Genomic DNA, 20,883 nt, shown 5'->3' on the forward strand with positions numbered 1-20,883 from the left:
AACAAAGTTAAGGTATATTTGTACGTATAAATTTCAATTCGATTGTATCACAACCTTTCTTTTTTTCAAGGGGGCTTTCAAAATTTTCGAATCGTTCGCAACACCTCTGCTTTGCCGCCCTATCCATCGATGGAGATGCGAGCACCCTTGGAAAAAGCCAAGGGGACTTCTCTGATTTATTCACTCGTTTGCGCCAAGTCAGTCACTTGGGAAGGAGTTAACGTGCCCTCGTAAATGCGCAGTTCGTCAATCAATCCTTTGAATGGAGGATCCCACCAGTTTACCCCTAGAGCGAAGCTTGCGTTTGCGCCGGTGAAGACATCTGGAAAGTTTGTGCCGCTGAATTTTTCCACGCCGTTTATATAAACTTTAACCGCGCCGTTATCGACCGAGAACGCTAAATGTGTCCACTGACCCGTTGGGATTTTCCAAAAAGTTCGACCATCATACCATGGCGAGCTTCCTGACCATAGCATCGTATTGCCGTCCCAACCTTGCGGAACGAGGCTTACCCAATGGTTAGGATCCTTGGCGCCAAAGAAAGTTGTCGTATGCGTGGTTAATTGTTCCGGTTTCACCCAAAGTGACACCGAATATTGGTTGCTTGAGACCAAACCGTCCGGCAAGCGGATGCCAGATTGTCCGTTCAATACGGCCGCTTTCCCGATCTTGCCGTCTGCATAAGCGATCGTGCCGCCCTCGTTATCGATTCTATTGCCAGTAATCGTACCTGGTCCAAAATTGCCCGTACTATCTCTTAAGTCATTGTTATCAAAACTGTAATGCGCAGTTAACTTCGCTTCCTCGTAGGGCAGTACAGTAATGTGAAACACTTTCGTCGCTGTGGCATCTCCTTTCGTAATCGTCGCCGTAAGGGTAGCCGTAACAGGGGCTGAGCCGACTTCCGGACGATGAACGACTCCCGTCTCGGAAACCACCTTTGCGTCCGAAGTGGTCCACGAAATTACCGTATGCCTTGTTCCCTCGGTGGGAAGATGTAAGTTGGAAACCACGTGATCGGTATCACCAAGATCCAAGTCACTCGCGACATCCTCTACAATTTCCTCATCTGTTTTATCAGCCAGTTTGCTCCCCCAGATCGAGACACCTTCATTTGAAAGAGCGGTAAAGGCCATGACATAACGTTTGGAAGTGGGATCCCATTGACGTACAAATACCCCGTCATACGTTTCTCCATCGATTGTGATTTCTGCTTGATTATGTCCGATTTTTCTCCACGTCCCAGTGGCATCCCCGGAAATGGTGTTATTTCTGTTCAAGCGTACAAATATTTGCTTTTTTATGTCAGCCGAATAGTCTTTCCCGTGATTGATCAATTGATATTCCCCAACAACATCTTGCTTGTTGACTTTTTCAAGCTTTTCGCCTGCATACCGATATGGAGCTACAACCGGCCATCCATTTTTATTCATAAACATTTGATGGACCCGGACTTCATGATACTCACCCGATTGCGGAAAACGAGTATGAAAAACTAAAAATTGCTGGCCAGTTTTGCGGTCCAAATAAACAGAGTTATGCCCCGGAGAGACATACCCTACGCCGATTCCCGTCCCAGGATCCCCTACTTTTCGTTCGAATAAGAAGTTCCCCATAATTTTATTGCCATAAGGGGAGTTATCAACTTCTCCGGGCAAAACGGCACTTTGCCCCTTTGCATCTACGTAAGGTCCTGTCGGGCTAGTTGACCGAAACTGTCTCATGTTATAGCCGCCGTCCGCTCCTAACCAACCGTATGTGACATACAAATAATAATAGTCTGTATTTTTATCGTAGACGATGTACGTCCCTTCTCCTGATTGATAATACCCGCCCGCGATCTTTATGCCGAAATATCGGTCAACAAGCCGTCCATCGGGAGTTTTTCCATCTTTGCCAGGATAGATCGGCTTGCCAGTCGTTTTGTCCATCGGCAGGACAAAAATACCGCCAGACCATGATCCGTAAGCCATCCAAAGGTTCCCTTTCTCATCATAGAACAAATTGGGGTCAATAGCGTTAGGAAAGTCTCGATTATTATACGATCCATCATTATGAAACCAATCGGCCCGCACCCCTTTCAATTTTCCTTGCTCGATCAATTTAGGAATATTCGTATTCGTCCATTTTTTATTGATTTTGCTGTTGGCATCATACGCTTCCTCTTTAGTAAATCCGGAATATACAATTGTATCCACATACTTATATGGGCCTTCGATATGCTTAGACACCGCATATCCGATGGCTGACCGAATGTAAGTGGACGAAACCGAGTAATAAATCATATAGGCTCCTTTTGTGCCGTCTTCATTGATATAGTCTTTGTTCCAAAAAACATCCGGAGCCCAAACCGCAAAACCGCCCTTGCTGTCGGCATCATTTTCGCCCGCCCATTTAAACGAACCAGCCAAATTCTTTGATAAATCGCCATATAGCTTATTATTTGGTGTTGTGTAGCCATTAGTAAACTTCTCCCAATTCATTAAATCTTTTGACTTGGCGGCCTCAATATGGGAACCAAAAATGTAATACGTATCACCGTCTTTCACAATCGATGGATCATGGACAGATACATTTGTAAATTGGGGATCCTTTACCTTTTGATTTTGCCGGACATTCTCTCCTGTATGCTTCTCTTCTCCCCTCCCTAGCGTTGCGCTGGACAAACATACGGCAACAATTAAAAGAAACAGAGCGATTCCTTTCAAACTTCTCCTTTTCATCCTAAGCACCCCTTTTTCATGCTAAACCTCTATCCTTTAATCCCTGAAATAGCAATCGATTCAATAATTTGTTTTTGGAAGATGACAAACACAATAATCATAGGCAACAGAGCGACTACGGAAGCCGCCATAATTAACGGATAGTCACTTTGAATTGCAAAATTGGCGTTAAAGCTAGCAATCACCAATTGCAATGTTTGCTTTTCCGGAGAATTCAGATAAATAATAGGCGCTAAATAGTCATTCCATATCCCCATAAACCATAAAATCAATTGTGCAGCAACAGCCGGCCGAATTAAAGGGAGAACAATTTTATAATAAATTTGGAAATATGAACATCCATCAATTTTTGCCGCTTCAATAATGGAATCAGGTATGCTGCTTAAATATTGTCTGAGAAAAAAAATCATCATAATATTTCCAAACAATCCTGGAACAATTAATGGCAATAGCGTATCCGTCCACTCAAGGCTAGAAAACATGATAAACTGCGGAATCATAACCACTGGATAAGGAATCATCATTGAAGTCAACAATAAAAGAAAAATTTTATTTCTTCCAGGGAATCGCAACTTGGCAAATGCAAATGCCGCTAAACTGGAAGTAAATGTTCCGACTACCGTTACCGTGACAGCGACAATCAAGCTATTGATCATCCCCGAAAGCAAAGGACCTTTTTCCCATATCTCGATATATTTTTCAAAATGTATCGTTTCCGGAATCCACTTTGGCGGCAAAGAAAATACATCCTGCTTATCTTTCAAGGACGTCGATACCATCCAGAGCAAGGGCGCGATCATAAAAACGGCTCCCACAGATAAAAGGAAGAAAAGCACTAAGTTGATGATGCGGTTTTTTTTCGCCACCGTATTTACATTAAGTTTCGCATTTTTTTGCACAACTGCTTCCATAACGATCCTCTCCTAATAAGAAAATGCATTAATCCATATCAAATCTTGACCGCTCATTCAACCGAAATTGAATATACGTGACGATAAATATAAAGATTCCGAGGATTACAGCCATAGCGGATGCATATCCTAATTGGAAATTCCCAAACGCTTTTTGCCAAATATACCAAACAATCGAGGCCGAGCTAAACTCCGGTCCTCCGTTTGGCGTCATCACGTCAATTTCCGTAAAAATTTGCGCCCCACCAATTACTGAGGTGACAATAATAAAGAAGGTTACGGGCTTCACCATCGGCAGCGTAATATACCAAAAAGATTGCAACGCGTTAGCCCCATCCAGCTTTGCCGCTTCATAAAACGTTTTTGGCACGCTTTGCAAAGCAGCCAAATAAAGCAACATAGTATACCCTAATCCTTTCCAAACGGCCATAATAATTAACGCAGGTTTGACAGTGTGAACATTCTGAAGCCAGTTAGGCCCTTTGATGCCAAAAAAACCTAAAAACTGATTAACTAATCCATAATCCCCATTATACGCCCATTGCCACAATATGGATATCGCAGCAATTGAAGAAATAACAGGAATATAATAAATCACGCGAAAGACATTGGTTCCAGGAACCCCTCTATTCAGTGCCAAGGCCAGCAGAAGAGACAGCACCACACCGATAGGGATGCCAATCATCATAAAAATCGTGTTATACATAGCTTTGTAAAAATATTCATCTTTAAACAAGGCTTTAAAATTGTCCAGCCCTATAAAATTCATTTGCCCAAGCCCGTTCCAATCGGTAAATGCCCCATATAAAGAGTAGAGAGATGGAACAAAAGTAAAAACAAGGAATCCTATCACCGGAGCGGAAATAAACAAGTATGCATAAATTTTTCCTTTCGATACAAGGACGATTGGTGGCTTCTTCTCCGCTTCACGCCTCTCCCCTCCTTCAATATCATAAGAGTATTTCATCCGCAGGCTAATAAACAAATACCGGTGTTATTGGCACAACACCGGTATTCACCTGTTTTCTCTTGAACAATTGTCATTTTTTGCTTGCTTGTTTTTCTTGTTCGATTGCCTGATCCAACAGCTTTTGCATTTTCGGCTTTGCTTTCTTTACGTACTCTTCAGCGGACATTTTTCCATCTAAAACTGGTTGCAGATTGCGATAAAACTCGTCGTACCATTCACCGTTGTACGTATATTCTGTCGGAAATGAACGCCCATAATTATTAATGATATCCAAAAATTCCTGCTTGTTTGCCGGCTTAATGGAAGGATCTTTTGCCCACTCTTCAGCTACTTTCACAGAGTTCGGCAACTGTACACGCTGGTCAACAAGCGCTTTCTGTCCCTCTGGATCAGCGGACAAATATAATGCTAACTCTACTGCCTCTTTTGGATGCTTGGTCATGCTTGACACCCCGATTCCAAGCGACCCAACCCAAGTAGCCGGTTTGCCAGTCGAACCTGCAGGCCATGGAATCAAATCATACTCAAATTTGATTTGTTGGTCAAAAGCAGCTAAATCCCAAGGACCTACAGGGAAAAAGCCAAGTTGCCCTCTCAACCAGCGTTGATACGTATCCAATGTCTGCGCCTCCGCAATCGATGGGGTGACCTTATATTTATTCTGCATGTCAGCAAAGAATTGGAGGGCTTCTATAAATTTCGGATCGTCAACGGTAACTTTCGTTTTGCTTTCATCAATCCAATCGGCACCATTGCTCCAAACAAACGCTTGCAACGTCCATGTGGCATTTAAACCTGTTCCCCATTGGTCGAGCTTCCCATCGCCATTCGTGTCTTTGGTTAGTTTCTTACAAACATCAATAAATTCTTGCCATGTATATGGTTTATCTTTATCTGGAAGAGGAATCCCTGCTTTTTCAAACATTGTTTTATTGTACCCGAGTGCAAACGGTCCTAAATCTTTCGGCAGCCCATAAAGATTTCCCTGACCGACCTTTTCTCCATCAAATCGATATTTATTTACCCCTTTTTCCCAAATATCTTGGAGATTAACACCTTTTGAGTTTTCTACATATTTTGTGATGTCTAATAGTACATTGGAATTCACATAAGCGCGAAGTTCTCCGGGGTTGAAATAAAACACATCAGGTATTTTTCTTCCCGCGATCGCAGCCCGTAGTTTCGTAGCATATTGATCTGGCGACGTAACAACAATATTTACTTTTACATTCGGATGTTTTTCTTCGAATTTTTTCACTACGTTCTTATAAGCTGTTTGCTCTTGGGGCTGTCCCCTAAACATAAACGTCAGTTCTATTTTTTCCCCATTGCCATTGCCGACAGATGCGTTTTTGTCCGAACACCCTACTAAAGCAGAAATCACGGCAAACGCTAGAGCAAGAAAAAGCGTTTTCATTTTTTTCGTCCTCATCATCCAAATCCCCCTTCGTCATACTCATTTGCAGCCATACTTCACGCCAATCCAAATGTACGAACAAAACACCTTCATATTTCTTAAAATAATGAGCCCCCCCTCCTAAATATGTAAGCGCATTCTTTATTCAATTACATATTAATCTAATTGTTCGTACATGTCAATGAATTTTTTAAAGTTTCACCTTATTTTACTTAATTTGTTCGTACATATTATTACATTCTTTGATCCCATCCGTTCATAAAATGTATTCTTTCATAAATCCCTTTAAATACCGGTTGTTTTTTTGAATGGAAGCAAATCCTCTCTCATATGTTTTCTCTGCCTTCAAACTGACAAATACGGCCACCCTTCATCATCCCAATACAAAGGCCGGATTTGCAACGTTGGCTCTCCGTTTTTGAGAGCGTCGTACGCATGGTTTACAAGAATGGCGGAAACCCCCGAGAAATAAACGGCGCAATGCCCTGGTCCTATCCAACGGTCGTTCCCTTCGTCAAGAATCGTGCCGCCTCCCTGCATCATCGATACACCATTTTTGTCTACGTATGGCCCTGTAATGTCCTTTGACCTACCAACGGCGATTTTATACGTGCTTTCAATACCGCGGCAGCAAAAATCAAATGATACAAACAAATAATAATATCCGTTCCGGCACACGATAAAAGGGGCTTCGATCGCATTAGGCTCCTCACCCCTGCTGGCAATCGTCAGCAACTCGGCCTGCGCGGCAGGTTTCATTGTTTCAGTGTCAAGCTGAATCAACTGAATTCCCGACCAAAAAGAACCGAAACTTAACCAAGGTTGCCCTTCCTGATCAAAAACTACATTCGGATCTATCGCATTATAGTTATCGGAAGCCGTTGAATGAATAACGGGACCCATGTCTTTCCATTCATAGTCAGGATCTCGCGGGTCAAGGGTCCGATTGGTCGCCAATCCAATCACCGATGTGTTTTTTCCAAAGGTAGAGACTGAATAATACAGATAGTAAATTCCGTTATAAAAACATATATCGGGCGCCCATAAATGATCTTCGTCTTTTTCTGGAACATACTGCTTGCACCAATCCGGCAACGATGGAAATACCCAGCCCATATTCTCCCAATGAACCCCATCTTCAGATGTTTTGATTTGAATGCCGCTCCCGGTGTGAAAAACATACCATCGACTTCCCTCTTTTGCGATGACTGGATCATGAGCCCATAAATCTCCCTTAAGACTCCAATCCATTTCGTAAAAGTTAACATTGCCAAAGGGGTGGAAATGAACCATTTGCTTAGTCTCCTTTTAATTTGGATTATTTTCAGAACTTTATAACATATTGTTTTAAGCCCAAAACCATTGCTGAGATGGAACATGCCATAGTTTCTCAATTCTTTAAGAATCAAAAAAACAAAGTCTATAACCCCTTCCCTACAGCTGGGGATAATTTCACCAATATCGACTGATGGGGACCTAATTCAAATGCCAGTTGATGTTTAACTAATCCTAGATCCTCTTTGGCCCACAAATCCCTAGCCTTCATAGGTTCCATACATCCTAGATCTTTTAAAGAAACAGAAACAACTGATCGTTTTTCACTAATGTTAAACATGGCGACAAATTGATTTCCTTCAGCATCCTGTGAAGTCCAAACGACATGATCATTCTCCCGATATACTTGCCGTGCTCCGTAGCCATTTTGATGAACGTGTAATACTTCTTCATTTGTTAAAAGAGAAAGCGTCCACTCATCATTATCTCTTAATTCACCGCCAAACATCAGCGGAGATCGAAAAATTATCCATAACGTCATCATCGTACGCTGTTCATCTTTGGTAAATCGGGTCATACGGTCGGTACCACCGCCATCTACCGAACGAATGCCAATATGACCTAATGGCAGCATATCCGCATCGGGCCAATGCCCTGGACCAACAAGCTTGCACCATTTATAGCATCGCTCAAACATATCATAAAGCAATTCCCATCGATCCCAGAAATCATCAGTCATTCGCCGCATATTCGCATTTTCCACAAACAACGTAGCATGATCAAGTGGAGCTGGTCCAGGCGACAGGCTAAGAACCATAGGGCGTCCGCAGCGATCAATTGCCTTACGAATCATTTTGATTTCTTCCGTATGGGTACCATAAAGTTTTGATGCAGCAATATCATCGACTTTTACAAAATCGACTCCCCATTGCGCATAAAGCTGAAATAAGGAATCGTAATAAGCCTGAGCTCCTTCTTTTCGATGGTCTACTCCATACATATCAGTGTTCCAAGGACAAATTGAGTTCGTATCCGCAATATCGCGTGCACCTACATTTGTCCCCAAAATTGGCGTATTTTGATGAACAGCTTGACGTGGAATTCCCCGCATAATATGGATGCCAAACTTTAATCCAAGATTGTGGATGTAATCGGCCAATGGTTTAAATCCCTTTCCTCCCTTGGCTGATGGAAATCGATTTACCGCCGGCATTAAACGTGAATATTCATCCATTTCTAATGGGACAAACGGACGGTAAATCGACGAATTGGCGCCGGGTTCATACCACTGAATATCGACCACAACATATTCCCATCCAAATGGTTTTAAGTATTTTGCCATATATTCCGCATTCCCTTTTACTTCATCTTCCGTAACTGACGCCCCGTAACAATCCCAGCTATTCCATCCCATTGGTGGAGTTTTTGCCCACTGATAGTGATGCATACTTGCATCTCCTCTCTGCACATCCTTATTAGAATAAGAGGACATGAGCCCTCCCCTCAAGTCAGCCCATGTCCCTGATGTCACGTCATATTACGGATCTGCACGTGAAATCTTACCGCCCCCGCCAAAACACTTCGTTCCATTTCAGTTCATTTTTGAAGGACGGGACGGACGTATGTTCATTGATCACGACGCATTCAATGCCGGCCATTTCCGCAAAGTCTTGCAATTGTTCCGTTGTGACCGCAAACGAGAAGCACGTATGGTGGGCGCCGCCGGCTAAAATCCATGCTTCGGCCGAGTCGCGCAGCGACGGGCGCGGCTTCCATAAAATGCGGGCGACTGGCAGTTTCGGCATGTTATGTTCCGGTTTTACCGCATCGACTTCATTGACGATGAGTCGGAAACGGTGCCCTAAATCGATCAACGATGCATTGACCGCTGCACCCTCGCCGCCGTCAAACACAAGACGGGCCGGATCTTCTTTTCCACCGATGGAAAGCGGATGGACTTCGATTCGCGGCCGGGTCGCTGCAATAGTCGGGCATACTTCCAACATGTGGGCGCCGAGAATGAGTTCGTTTCCTGGCTCAAAATGGTACGTGTAGTCTTCCATAAACGACGTTCCTTTGCCGTCGGCCATGACTTTCATCAACCGGACGAGAGCAGCTGTTTTCCAATCGCCCTCGCCGCCAAAGCCATATCCTTCGGCCATCAACCGCTGAACCGCGAGCCCCGGAAGCTGCTTCATGCCATGCAAGTCCTCGAACGTCGTCGTGAAAGCGGTAAAGTTCCCATCCTGCAAAAAGGCTTTCAGCCCGAGTTCAATCCGCGCCTGTTCACGAATTGATTCGCGAACGGGCCCTTCTTGGCGGCCGGCGGGTACAATGTCGTACAGCTCCTCGTATTCATCGAGCAACTCGTTCACTTTTTGTTCAGAAACATCGCGGATGTATTGCACCAAATCCCCGATGCCATAGCCGTTGACCGACCAGCCGAATTGAATTTGCGCTCCGACTTTGTCCCCTTCCGTCACAGCCACTTCACGCATGTTGTCGCCAAAACGAGCCACTTTTAGGTTGCGGCTTTCCGCAAACGCGACAGCCGTCCGCATCCATTTCGCCAGCCGCTCGCGGACTTCTGGGTCTTCCCAGTGCCCGACCACCACTTTCCGGACCACGCCCATTCTCGCGCCGATAAATCCGTATTCCCGGTCACCGTGAGCCGATTGGTTTAAGTTCATAAAGTCCATATCGATGCTGTCCCACGGAATATCACGGTTAAATTGAGTGTGAAGATGCAATAACGGTTTTCGCAGCTCCAAAAGGCCGCCAATCCACATCTTCGCTGGCGAGAATGTATGCATCCAAGTGATGACCCCAGCGCATTGTTCGCTCGCATTCGCCTCAAGGCAAACGCGCCGAATTTCCTCTGGCGTTGTGACAACTGATTTGAAAACAAGTGGGAACGGGAACACTGAATCTTGATTCAGCTCATTGACAATCATCATTGAATGCTCTTCAACTTGCTTTAATGCTTCTTCTCCGTACAAGTGCTGGCTTCCCGTTACAAACCAAAATTCATAAGGACGTAATGACAGCATCATTGCTCCTCCCCGTTCACGATAAAGTCATAGATTCTTTCGCCGCTCGTGCGGTTTCTTTCCAATGTTTAAGCCGTTTCATGACATCGTTTTCCCCACGGCCGAAGTAGTCATGCAACTTCGTATATTCTTGGTACAACTGCTCGTACATCGCGACATTCTCCGGAATCGGTTTGAACGTCTCTTCACGCACTTTTCCCATGTTTCGCGCCGCCTCAACGATTGATTCATAACCGCCGTTCTCTTTGCCGGCCGCGACCGCCGCGAACATGGCAGCCCCCACTGCCGGGGTTTGCTTCGACGCCGCGATTTTGATCTCGCGGTTGGTCACATCGGCATAAATTTGCATGAGCAGCTTATTTTTTTGCGGCAATCCGCCGCATGCGTACAACTCGTCAACGTTGACACCGTTTTCAACAAACGCATCAATAATTTTGCGCGTGCCAAAGGCCGTTGCTTCAAGCAGCGCACGGTAAATCTCTTCTGGTTTTGTCAGCAGTGTATATCCGACGATGAGCCCGGTTAAATCGGTATCGACCAACACGGAGCGGTTGCCGTTCCACCAGTCCAACGCAAGCAAACCAGTTTCTCCCGGTCGGTAGGCAGCAGCTCGTTTTTCCAGCCACTCATGAACGCTGACTCCTTCTTTTTCTGCCGCTTCTTTCACATAAGCCGGAACGCCTTGTTCGACATACCAAGCAAAAATGTCCCCCACCGCCGACTGGCCGGCTTCGTAACCGAAATATCCGGGAATGATGCCGTCTTCCACAACGCCGCACATGCCTTCGACGTATTTTTCTTCTGTGCCCAGCAGCATATGGCAAATCGAGGTTCCCATCGCCATCACCAGTTTGCCTGGCTCGACGACTCCGACGCCTGGTACGGCCGCATGGGCATCGACATTTCCGACGGCGACAGCTGTTCCCGGAAGGAGGCCCATCATAGCGGCCATTTCGTTCGTCAGCACGCCTGCTCTCGTACCAAGCGGAACGATCGGGCCGCGCAGTTTCGTTTCTGTTAAGTGTTCCAGCCGCGGATCAAGCGACCGAAAAAACTCCTTGCTTGGATAGCCGTCCTGTTTATGCCAAATGGACTTATAGCCCGCCGCACAGCTATTCCGGACGATATTGCCGGTCATTTTGAAAATGACCCAATCAGTCGCCTCGAGGAAAAGATCAGTTTGTTCGTAAATCTCCGGATCTTCGTTTAGAATCTGCCAAATTTTCGCAATCATCCATTCGGATGAAATTTTTCCGCCGTATCTCGGCAAAAATGCTTCGCCTCGTTTGGCCGCAATTTCATTGAGCAAGTTCGCCTCATCTTGAGCGGCATGGTGCTTCCACAATTTCACCCAACTGTGCGGACGGTTCCTGAATTCTGGCTTTAGACAAAGCGGCTCGCCAGAAGCATCGACCGGCAGCATCGTGCATGAAGTAAAATCAATGCCGACCCCGATCACATCGGCTGGGTTGACCCCTGACTTTTGCAATACCGTCGGGACAGCGGTCGCCAATACTTCAATATAATCAGCCGGGTGTTGCAGCGCCCAGTCTGGCTCGAGTTGTACGTTCGATTCCGGCAGCACTTCATCAATGACTCCATGAGGATACGGAGTGACATGGTCCGCAATTTCGTTTCCTTCTAGATCAACAAGAACCGCTCGTCCCGATTCGGTGCCATAGTCAATGCCAATGACATACTTTTTCCCCATCTCGGTCTCCCTCCCTTTACTGCCCATAGTAAGCGTTTGCGCCATGCTTGCGCAAATAGTGGCGATCAAGCAACGTTTGGCTGATCGGCTTTGCATTTGGATTGAGCATGTACGTTCTTGCCGCCATTTTCGCCACTTCTTCCAAGACAACGGCATTATGAACGGCGTTCGCTGGATCTTTGCCCCAAGCAAACGGGCCATGGCCGTGCACCAAAACACCTGGCATTTGCAACGGGTCGAGAAAGCGGAACGTTTCCGTAATGACCTTTCCAGTCTCTAGTTCATAGGCTCCTTGAATTTCTTCATTGGTCATTGGACGGGTGCACGGAATTTCCCCATAAAAATAGTCTGCGTGTGTCGTTCCTAATGCCGGAATTCCTTTTCCGGCCTGCGCCCAAACAGTCGCCCAAGTCGAATGGGTATGAACAATTCCTCCGATCCCCGGAAATTGCTTATACAACCAAAGATGGGTAGGGGTGTCCGACGACGGTTTTAAGTCCCCTTCCACCACATTTCCAGTTAAATCCACGACCACCATATCATCAATGGTCAACTTGTCATACGCCACCCCGCTTGGCTTAATGACAACCAACCCGCGCTCCCGATCAATCCCGCTCACATTTCCCCACGTAAACGTCACGAGGCGGTATTGCGGGAGCTGCAGGTTGGCCTCTAATACGGCTCGTTTCAATTCCTCAAGCATCAGCCTCCACTCCCTCTATAAAAAAACTCCTCACCTCCATTATATTATTGTACGTACAATTTTTCTATAACTTTTTTGATTCCTCGTACATTTTTTAAATTTCCTTTGTTGAGTTACGGACAATTAGCTCTGGTCGATAAATGATATCGCCAATTTTATCGACTGATCGTTGTTCGATCATTTGAATGAGCATCTCAGCCGCTTGAACGCCCATTTCTGTTTTCGGATGGCGAATCGTCGTCAATTTCACCTCCGTCGCTGTCGCAAACGTCGAGTCATCAAACCCTACAATCGAAAGATCATCGGGAACTGACAGCCCTTGTTGGCGAATGACTTCAAGAAGCAAAATCGCCAGCTCATCGTTGTAGCACACAAAGGCTGTCGGGCGCTCCTCTTTCGGCCGTTGCAAAAACTCCCGCGCCACCTCAAGCGGCTTTGTCCATTTCTCCTCTGTTGCGTAGGAAAGAAGATACTCCGTGGCCACAGGCACCTCGTGTTGCTGATGGGCGCGAATAAAGCCGCGCAAACGATCCACCCCTTGCAAATCGTCAGTTTTAAAGAAACCGGCAATTCGGCGATGCCCTAAACGAATGAGATGATCAGTCAATAAAAATCCTCCCTGCTCATCGTCCATTTTCACGCATGGACAGCTCACTTCCAAATAACGGGCGTTAATCATGACATACGGGATGTGAAGGTTGTTGAGCGACAAGTAATAGCCAAGGTTCGGATTCCCTTGCGCGCTTTTAGTCGGCTCGATGATCAGTCCGCTCAACGGCTCCCGGATCATCTCCTCAAGCTGCTCTTTCTCTCTCTGTTTATCGTTATTCGTGCTGGCAAGCAAAAGACGGTATCCTTTTTCCCGCAGCGTCTCCTCCGCTCCTCGGACGATATGGGGAAAAATATAATCGGAAATATAGGTCGTTACGATTCCGATCGTTTTCGTATCCACCTGTTCTTTCGGCTTCGGTCGGGACACAAATGTGCCGCTCCCTTGGATTTTGTACAGCCATCCTTCCTTCTCGAGTTCTCCCAGCGCTTGCCGAACGGTATGTCGGCTTAGTTGAAACTGGTTGGCGATCTCATGCTCGGTCGGAATTTTCTCATCCGGCTTCATTTGTCCGGAAATGATCCAAGATAAAATTTCTTGTTTTAATTGCAGATATTTCGGCAGCGTTTTCTCCTTCATAGTCCACCTCAACGATAAAATAATGAGATACAAATTAATTTTATTATAACAGTTTTTATTTGTCCGTATCTATTGTTATAATCTCAAGAAAGAAGCAAACATTTCATCCATTCCTTCTTCCATGGCCTTGCGGGGTCGTTTTCGTTAAGTTCATTGAATTGGATGGTAGAGTTCAACAATGCTCCCGTCTTTCTCTCAATCACGTCATAGGAGCACTTCGGAATTTGAAATGCAATGTTTTTCCAAATTTACGCACAAAAATCCCCTTTTCTCCACTAGGAATGAGAGAAAACCACCCAATGGAAAAAAGGGGATGAAAAACAAAATAACGAACTACTCCAACTCCTCAATCATCGACACAACCGCATTCCACAAATCCTTATGCGACCAACTCGGGAGAGTCGGACGCCGAACGGCAAGCTCGTGAGAGGCAGGGAGGTGGACAAAGCCAGCCTGCACGGACAAATTTTCACTGCTTATTTTATGCAAGACAGAATACATGACATGGTTGCACAAATACGTTCCTGCCGTATTAGAAATTTGCGCAGGGTATCCCCGCTCATTCAGGACATTGACAAACCGGCGGATCGGCAATGTAGAGAAATAAGCTGCTGGTCCGTCTTCGACAATGGGCTCATCTTGCACATGTATTCCACGGTTATCCGGCCCTCCGTCTTGACAATTGATTGCTACTCGTTCGGGGGTGATTTTTGTACGACCGGCAGCGAGACCGAGCGACATAACGACATCCGGTTGGATTTGTTCCAGGTGCTCTAAACAGCGCAAGGACGACTGCGAAAAGTCAACCGGAAGCACGCGGCCGTAAACCTGATACTTTCCAATCTCCATTCCGTCCAGTTCTGTCGCAATTCGTTCCGTTGGGTTAATAGGAAATTCCAAAAAAGGTTCAAACCCTGTTAATAACAGCTTTTTCATTAAGAATATCCCTCCCAACGCTAAACGTTTCAGTTTAATAGTAGAAAAATAAATAAGTCAGGGATATGAATAAACATCCTGTGCCCGTGCCAAGCAAAACAGTTTTGATGCGATCCGTCGTTCGATTTTTCCAATCCTTCAACCAAACATCATTTGCCCACTTTTCTTCTTCCCGAATCAACATCTTTGGTTTCGGCACTATCCATCGGTATAGTTGCTGAAAGCCTTGGAAAAAAGGGCGGAAAAAACCGGTTTGATGAACAAACAACGCCGCTTCCAGCGCCAATAACGTAAGGCCCAACAAAAAACACTCGTTAATGAAAACAAGTGCACTCATCTCATAAAATCGTTTTATGCATAACAAAACAGCGATCGTACAAAAACTAGCCACGAAGTACAGCGCCATGCTCCCCCTCCTTACGGAGAAAAAGAGGAAGAATTATCCATATTAGGAATAATTCTTCCCCTTATTTATCTTACTCCGCTACTTTTTTCGCCCAGCGCACATCCGGATAACGGTTGACAGGATAGACAATGCCTTTGAATTTCGGCGACGTTAAATAATTTTGCGAATAGAAATAAACAGGGATAAACGGCAAATCCGTCATTAATACTTTTTCCGCTTCATGGAGGAGTTCATATCGTTTCTGGTCATCTTGTTCTACTTTCGCTTTGGCCATCAAATCATCAAATCGCTTGTTTACCCAGTTCGTGCGGTTGTTCGGGCTGTCACCTAAGTAGTAATCCAAAATCACTGTCGGGTCAACAAACACACCGACCCAACCCATGCGGGCCATTTGGAAATTGGACTGCTGTGTCGTTTCCAAGTATGTTTTCCATTCTTGGTTGGCCAGTTTCACTTTCACGCCAAGGTTCGTTTTCAACATTTCTTGAACAGCTTCAGCAATTTTTTTATGGTTCTCGGCGGTATTATACATTAGCGTGACTTCTGGAAGCTTTGTCCATCCTTCTTCCTTCATACCTTCTTCCAATAACTGTTTCGCTTCTTTGACGTTCTCTTCAAAATAAGAACCGCCCACTTCGCGGAAATCGCCTTTCGGAGTATTGACACCGTATGGTACGAAGGCATAAGCCGGTTTTTCACCAGATTTGGTAATATTTTTGACAATTGCCTCCCGATCAATGGCCATGGCAAAAGCGCGGCGAATTTTTGCGTTCGTAAACGGTGGTTTGTCTACATTCAGCATAAACATATACGTACCAAAGTATGGAGTGATTTTAAACTCCTTATTATTTTTTTCTTGGTCAATGACGTCAGTCGGCAAGGTGTCAATTAAGTCAAGCTCCCCTGTTTTATACATTTGATAGTATGTCGTCGCATCATTGACCATCTTCCATGTTACCTTTTGCATATTAATTTGATCTTTGTTCCAATAATGTTCATTCTTTTCGATGACAACTTCACTATTATGCTTCCATTCTGTCAAACGATAAGCCCCGTTGCTTACATATCCTTTTGCGTCCGCTGCCCATTTCGGGTTCGATTCAACGAGAGATTTTTTCACTGGATAAAATGTCCACATGGTCAGCAATTTATCAAAATATCCCAACGGTGCTTTTAATTCCACTTGGAATGTTTTGTCATCCAACGCCTTAATCCCTACCTGATCCGCGCTTCCCTTTCCTTTGTTATATTCTTCGGCCCCCTTGATGTAATACATATAAAAAGCGAACGGGCTCCCTGTCTTCGGATCAAGCACACGTTTCCAAGCGTATTCAAAGTCATAGGCCGTGACTGGATCACCGTCAGACCATTTTGCATCCTCACGAATCGTAAACGTATACGTTTTTCCATCTTCTGATATTTTTACATCACTTGCGGCTCCTAATACAGGCTCTCCTTTTTGATTTTTCGTATACAATCCTTCAAATAGGTGGTCGATCACCCATCCCGACGTCGTATCCGATGCGATAGCAGGGTCTAAGCTAGGCGGCTCGGTCTTTGCATTCAACGTAATTTCCTGCTTAATATTCTTGGTCGCCTCGCCTCCTTCATTTGACGGCGTTTCATTGCCGCAACCGGCGAGCGCCGTTGAAACGAATAGCAACAACACCAATACAGTTAGAAGACTTCTTTTCATCCTTGATTGATCCTCCCTTGAATATTTTTACTGATGATATAAATGACAAGCTGTCCAATGGTTTTTTCTGACTTCCTTCCAAGCTGGCTCCTCTTCCTTGCAAATATCCATGGCATATGGGCATCGCGTCCGAAATCTGCAGCCACTTGGCGGGTTGACGGGACTCGGCGGATCCCCGGATAGAACAATTCTTTCCCTTTTTCTCGCCAATCTTGGGCTAGGGATCGGTATAGCTGACAAAAGCGCCTGCGTGTAAGGATGCAACGGTTCTTCAAACAGCTCGGAACTCGTTGCAATTTCCATCATCTTGCCAAGGTACATCACCCCTATCCGATCGCTAATATGTTTGACCATCCCTAAATCATGGGCAATAAACAAATAGGTTAAATTTTCCTCTTGCTTTAAATCATCCAGCAAGTTCACGACTTGCGCTTGAATCGACACGTCCAAAGCCGAGATTGGCTCATCGGCAACAATAAATTTCGGTTTAACCGCCAACGCACGGGCAATGCCAATTCTTTGCCTCTGCCCCCCGCTAAACTCATGGGGGAACCGCTGTGCATGTTCCGGATGTAATCCTACTTTTTCAAGAAGAGCGTACACCATCTCCTGCCGTTCTTTTCCTTTCGCTAACTGATGGGCATCAATACCTTCCGCAATAATATCGCCAACCCTCATCCGCGGATTCAACGACGCATGAGGATCTTGGAAAATCATCTGCATTTCCCGGTTCAACCTTTTCCTTGTCGATCGGTCCAAATCACCCGCCAACTCATGGCCGTCAAAACGAATCGTGCCAGAAGTCGGAGCATGGAGGCCTACAATCATCTTCCCTAACGTCGATTTTCCACTTCCACTTTCTCCCACTAATCCAAATGTTTCCCCTTTGCGAATCGAAAACGAAATGTCATCGACCGATTTTACCGTTTGATTCGGGCCAATCCGAAAATATTTTTTTACGTTCTCCACCTGCAAAATCTCTTCGGACATTCACTGCTCCCTCCCCGTTGCAACCAGTGGTTCCACCTTTGGAGCTCTCGGATCATTCAGCCAGCATCTCGCTGTATGTCCTTCGGAAATAACGAACTCCTGAGGGCTTTTTTTAACACAAATTTCCATTGCATATTGGCAACGCGGAGCAAACGGACAGCCTTTTGGCGGTGAAAAAAGGTCGGGAGGTGCCCCTTCGATCGGCACTAAACGTCTTTTTTCCTTTTCGTGCAAATTCGGAATCGATTGCAACAGCCCCCATGTATACGGATGTTTGGAGTTTTCAAATATATCGAAAACATCCCCCGTTTCCACGACCGTCCCGCCATACATAACGATCACCCGTTGCGCCATTTCGGCCACTACTCCTAAATCATGGGTAATTAAAATGATCGACGTGCCCATCTTTTGCTGCAGCTCTTTCATTAAATGGAGAATTTGCGCTTGGATCGTTACGTCCAATGCCGTCGTCGGTTCATCAGCAATAAGTAGTTTGGGATTGCAGGCTAAAGCGATCGCAATCACTACTCTCTGCCTCATTCCGCCGCTGAACTCATGGGGATATTGGTGATATCTTTCTTCCGCGTTCGGAATCCCTACTAGCCTCAACAGATCGACTGCCTTTTGTTTCGCCTCGATCTTTGATAGTTTTTGATGCTTCCGCATCCCTTCTGCAATCTGTTTGCCGATCTTCATCGTTGGGTTTAATGAAGTCATTGGATCTTGGAAAACCATCCCAATTTCTGAACCTTTTAATTTTCGCATGTCTTTTTTGGATAAATGAGTGAGATCTCTTCCGTTGAAGAGAATTTTTCCTTCTTTAATATTTTTTCTTGGAATTAACCCCATAATAGTTTGCACGGTCACGGTCTTGCCGCTCCCGCTCTCCCCGACAATAGCAACCACTTCTCCTTGATCAATGTAAAACGAAACATCTCGAACCGCCTGCACTTCCCCACCGTAGATCGGGAATATCACTTTTAAATGTTCTACTTCCAATAGATGGCCCATTGAAATGATCACCCCCTACTTTCTTCTCGGATCTAATGCATCTTGCAAGCCATCTCCAAATACGTTAAAAGCGAACATGGTTAACGAGATCATGAGACCCGGAAAAAACAGTCTCCACCATTGGCCGCTTAAGATGACCCCCAAAGCATCATTCGCCATCGTCCCCCAGCTGGCAAATGGGGCTTGTACGCCTAATCCTAAAAAACTTAAAAATGATTCAGCAAAAATGGCCTGAGGAATCGTAAACGTTAAATTTACAATAATGATTCCTAACGTGTTGGGCAGCAAGTGTCGGAAAATAATTTTTGCATGAGACGTTCCCAGTTTCTGGGCCGCCATAACGTATTCTTGTTGCTTTAACTGAAGAATTTGGCCGCGAATAATTCGGGCCATCCCTACCCATCCAGTGATCGAGAGCGCGACAATGATCGTCCATAACCCCGGCTCCATCACAACCATGAGCAAGATCACAACTAATAGGTAAGGAATGCCATACAATACCTCGACAATTCTCATTAAAATGTTGTCGATTCGATCTCCTAGTTTTCCTCTTCCTGCCATATATCCTGAGACGCCGCCAATCAACACCCCGATAACCAAATCGATGAGAGCGGCCACAAAACCAACCGTCAACGATATGCGAGCGCCATACCATGTGCGCGACCACATATCTCGCCCTAAATCATCTGTTCCAAACCAATGTTTGCTGGAAGGCGGTTGATTTCCGTTCGTTAAACTTTGATCATCGTAACTATATGGAACTAAGTGAGGTCCAATAATGGCCATAATAACGATGCATAATAAGAGCAACGCCCCGAACATCGCCATTTTATTTTTGATGATTTTCAAACCGGCTTCCTTCCAAAAACTGAGACTCGGTCTTTGAATGGCATCTGACTGAAGCTTGCTACGGTCGATAGGACGAAATAAGTCGGCCTCTTCTTTCGCTGAAATCACGCTCATTCCCCCCTGCTCGTCAACTTAATTCTTGGGTCAATCAAGCGATATGACAGGTCGACAAGAAATAACGTAATGACAAGAATCGTGCTGAAGAAAACCGTCGTGCCTAAAATAACCGGATAGTCACGGTTAAAGATGCTGTCGACAAAATATTTTCCTAACCCTGGTATAGCGAAGATTTTCTCAATAACGAATGTTCCGGTAATTAAAACAGCAAATAACGGGCCGATAAATGTAATGACTGGTAAAATAGCATTTCGTATGCCATGCTTGATGACAATAGCGATCGGGGATAGCCCTTTTGCCTCTGCCATTTTGATATAGTTTTGTTGCATCACTTCCAACATGCTAGAACGCATAAAACGGGCGATCACTGCCATCGGGGTGGCAGCCAACGCGATCGACGGCAAGATGGAATGGGCCCATGTTCCCCAAGACGCTACAGGCAAAACTCCCCACTCAACAGCAAAATATTTGATTAACAATGGCGCTAAAATAAAACTTGGTACAGAAATGCCTACAATGGCAATAAACATCGCTATATGATCAAGCAGCTTATTATGGTTTAGCGCAGCGATAATGCCAAGCAACAATCCAAACACAACGGCAATCACCAACGCTTGCAATCCAAGAAGCGCGGAAACAGGGAATCCGTCTGCGATAAGGGTATTTACGTCCCTTGTTTCAGACTGAATCGATGGTCCTAAATCAAACGTTATTAAATTTTTCATATACAATGCATACTGGACTGGCAGTGGCTTGTCCAAGTTGTATTTCGCCCGAATGTTTTGCAATACTTCTTCAGGCAACACATTAGCGTCGGAAGCAAATGGATCACCGGGAATCGATTTCATGATGATAAAAGTTAATGTGGCGATGAGCCAAACGGTGACAACCATTGTCACCAGACGTTTCATGACGTACACGGTCATTCC

17 protein-coding genes are annotated in these 20,883 nt (G+C 45.2%); all 17 read right to left on the minus strand.

The features are described from left to right. Nucleotides 1-176: 176 nt before the first annotated feature. The 17 genes from LG52_RS07495 to LG52_RS07575 all read right to left on the minus strand — a co-directional run bounded on the left by LG52_RS07495 (nucleotide 177) and on the right by LG52_RS07575 (nucleotide 20,874). Nucleotides 177-2,723, minus strand: a complete 2,547-nt coding sequence (locus tag LG52_RS07495; RefSeq protein ID WP_044731460.1) for a LamG-like jellyroll fold domain-containing protein — start codon at nucleotides 2,721-2,723, stop codon at nucleotides 177-179. A 29-nt stretch (nucleotides 2,724-2,752) separates the two neighbouring features. After that, nucleotides 2,753-3,634, minus strand: coding sequence for a carbohydrate ABC transporter permease (locus LG52_RS07500; RefSeq protein ID WP_013523906.1), 882 nt, complete (start codon nucleotides 3,632-3,634; stop codon nucleotides 2,753-2,755). Nucleotides 3,635-3,662: 28 nt separating this feature from the next. Next, nucleotides 3,663-4,601, minus strand: coding sequence for a carbohydrate ABC transporter permease (locus LG52_RS07505; RefSeq protein ID WP_082056140.1), 939 nt, complete (start codon nucleotides 4,599-4,601; stop codon nucleotides 3,663-3,665). A gap of 73 nt (nucleotides 4,602-4,674) precedes the next feature. Further along, nucleotides 4,675-6,036, minus strand: coding sequence for an ABC transporter substrate-binding protein (locus LG52_RS07510; RefSeq protein WP_044733142.1), 1,362 nt, complete (start codon nucleotides 6,034-6,036; stop codon nucleotides 4,675-4,677). Between the two features lie 330 nt (nucleotides 6,037-6,366). After that, on the minus strand, nucleotides 6,367-7,314 hold the full coding sequence (locus tag LG52_RS07515; RefSeq protein ID WP_044731461.1) for an arabinan endo-1,5-alpha-L-arabinosidase: 948 nt from the start codon (nucleotides 7,312-7,314) through the stop codon (nucleotides 6,367-6,369). A 127-nt stretch (nucleotides 7,315-7,441) separates the two neighbouring features. Beyond that, nucleotides 7,442-8,743, minus strand: a complete 1,302-nt coding sequence (locus tag LG52_RS07520) for a glycoside hydrolase family 27 protein (protein WP_044731462.1) — start codon at nucleotides 8,741-8,743, stop codon at nucleotides 7,442-7,444. Between the two features lie 112 nt (nucleotides 8,744-8,855). Further along, entirely contained in the window at nucleotides 8,856-10,346 is a 1,491-nt protein-coding gene (gene araA, locus LG52_RS07525; protein WP_044731463.1) for an L-arabinose isomerase, read from the minus strand. Between the two features lie 16 nt (nucleotides 10,347-10,362). Then, complete coding sequence (locus LG52_RS07530; RefSeq protein ID WP_044731464.1) at nucleotides 10,363-12,057, minus strand: ribulokinase; 1,695 nt, start codon at nucleotides 12,055-12,057, stop codon at nucleotides 10,363-10,365. A 16-nt stretch (nucleotides 12,058-12,073) separates the two neighbouring features. Next, entirely contained in the window at nucleotides 12,074-12,760 is a 687-nt protein-coding gene (gene araD, locus LG52_RS07535) for an L-ribulose-5-phosphate 4-epimerase (RefSeq protein ID WP_044731465.1), read from the minus strand. 94 nt (nucleotides 12,761-12,854) lie between these two features. Then, complete coding sequence (locus LG52_RS07540; protein ID WP_013523914.1) at nucleotides 12,855-13,949, minus strand: GntR family transcriptional regulator; 1,095 nt, start codon at nucleotides 13,947-13,949, stop codon at nucleotides 12,855-12,857. Between the two features lie 333 nt (nucleotides 13,950-14,282). Further along, on the minus strand, nucleotides 14,283-14,885 hold the full coding sequence (gene pcp, locus LG52_RS07545; RefSeq protein ID WP_023633857.1) for a pyroglutamyl-peptidase I: 603 nt from the start codon (nucleotides 14,883-14,885) through the stop codon (nucleotides 14,283-14,285). Between the two features lie 34 nt (nucleotides 14,886-14,919). Beyond that, nucleotides 14,920-15,291 carry a DUF3899 domain-containing protein gene (locus LG52_RS07550; RefSeq protein WP_044731466.1) on the minus strand — a complete coding sequence of 124 codons (372 nt, stop codon included), beginning with the start codon at nucleotides 15,289-15,291 and terminating at the stop codon, nucleotides 14,920-14,922. Nucleotides 15,292-15,361: 70 nt separating this feature from the next. Next, a complete protein-coding gene (locus LG52_RS07555; RefSeq protein WP_033011476.1) occupies nucleotides 15,362-16,987 on the minus strand; it encodes a peptide ABC transporter substrate-binding protein in 1,626 nt (541 codons plus the stop codon). 27 nt (nucleotides 16,988-17,014) lie between these two features. Beyond that, nucleotides 17,015-17,977, minus strand: a complete 963-nt coding sequence (locus LG52_RS07560) for an ABC transporter ATP-binding protein (RefSeq protein ID WP_033011474.1) — start codon at nucleotides 17,975-17,977, stop codon at nucleotides 17,015-17,017. Then, a complete protein-coding gene (locus tag LG52_RS07565; RefSeq protein WP_023633854.1) occupies nucleotides 17,978-18,988 on the minus strand; it encodes an ABC transporter ATP-binding protein in 1,011 nt (336 codons plus the stop codon). Between the two features lie 15 nt (nucleotides 18,989-19,003). Further along, on the minus strand, nucleotides 19,004-19,945 hold the full coding sequence (locus LG52_RS07570) for an ABC transporter permease (RefSeq protein WP_033011492.1): 942 nt from the start codon (nucleotides 19,943-19,945) through the stop codon (nucleotides 19,004-19,006). 2 nt (nucleotides 19,946-19,947) lie between these two features. After that, nucleotides 19,948-20,874, minus strand: coding sequence for an ABC transporter permease (locus tag LG52_RS07575; protein WP_031212605.1), 927 nt, complete (start codon nucleotides 20,872-20,874; stop codon nucleotides 19,948-19,950). Nucleotides 20,875-20,883 lie beyond the last annotated feature (9 nt).

The organism is Geobacillus kaustophilus (genome assembly GCF_000948285.1).
Lineage (GTDB): Bacteria > Bacillota > Bacilli > Bacillales > Anoxybacillaceae > Geobacillus > Geobacillus thermoleovorans_A.

Excerpts from the sequence above, each read along its gene's own strand:
- LG52_RS07560 (WP_033011474.1), bottom strand. The coding sequence starts at position 17,977 with ATGTCCGAAGAGATTTTGCAGGTGGAGAACGTAAAAAAATATTTTCGG.
- araA (WP_044731463.1), bottom strand. The coding sequence starts at position 10,346 with ATGCTGTCATTACGTCCTTATGAATTTTGGTTTGTAACGGGAAGCCAG.
- LG52_RS07505 (WP_082056140.1), bottom strand. The coding sequence starts at position 4,601 with ATGAAATACTCTTATGATATTGAAGGAGGGGAGAGGCGTGAAGCGGAG.
- LG52_RS07495 (WP_044731460.1), bottom strand. The coding sequence starts at position 2,723 with ATGAAAAGGAGAAGTTTGAAAGGAATCGCTCTGTTTCTTTTAATTGTT.
- LG52_RS07540 (WP_013523914.1), bottom strand. The coding sequence starts at position 13,949 with ATGAAGGAGAAAACGCTGCCGAAATATCTGCAATTAAAACAAGAAATT.
- LG52_RS07550 (WP_044731466.1), bottom strand. The coding sequence starts at position 15,291 with ATGGCGCTGTACTTCGTGGCTAGTTTTTGTACGATCGCTGTTTTGTTA.
- LG52_RS07500 (WP_013523906.1), bottom strand. The coding sequence starts at position 3,634 with ATGGAAGCAGTTGTGCAAAAAAATGCGAAACTTAATGTAAATACGGTG.
- LG52_RS07555 (WP_033011476.1), bottom strand. The coding sequence starts at position 16,987 with ATGAAAAGAAGTCTTCTAACTGTATTGGTGTTGTTGCTATTCGTTTCA.
- LG52_RS07520 (WP_044731462.1), bottom strand. The coding sequence starts at position 8,743 with ATGCATCACTATCAGTGGGCAAAAACTCCACCAATGGGATGGAATAGC.
- pcp (WP_023633857.1), bottom strand. The coding sequence starts at position 14,885 with ATGAAAAAGCTGTTATTAACAGGGTTTGAACCTTTTTTGGAATTTCCT.
- LG52_RS07515 (WP_044731461.1), bottom strand. The coding sequence starts at position 7,314 with ATGGTTCATTTCCACCCCTTTGGCAATGTTAACTTTTACGAAATGGAT.
- araD (WP_044731465.1), bottom strand. The coding sequence starts at position 12,760 with ATGCTTGAGGAATTGAAACGAGCCGTATTAGAGGCCAACCTGCAGCTC.
- LG52_RS07530 (WP_044731464.1), bottom strand. The coding sequence starts at position 12,057 with ATGGGGAAAAAGTATGTCATTGGCATTGACTATGGCACCGAATCGGGA.
- LG52_RS07510 (WP_044733142.1), bottom strand. The coding sequence starts at position 6,036 with ATGAGGACGAAAAAAATGAAAACGCTTTTTCTTGCTCTAGCGTTTGCC.
- LG52_RS07565 (WP_023633854.1), bottom strand. The coding sequence starts at position 18,988 with ATGGGCCATCTATTGGAAGTAGAACATTTAAAAGTGATATTCCCGATC.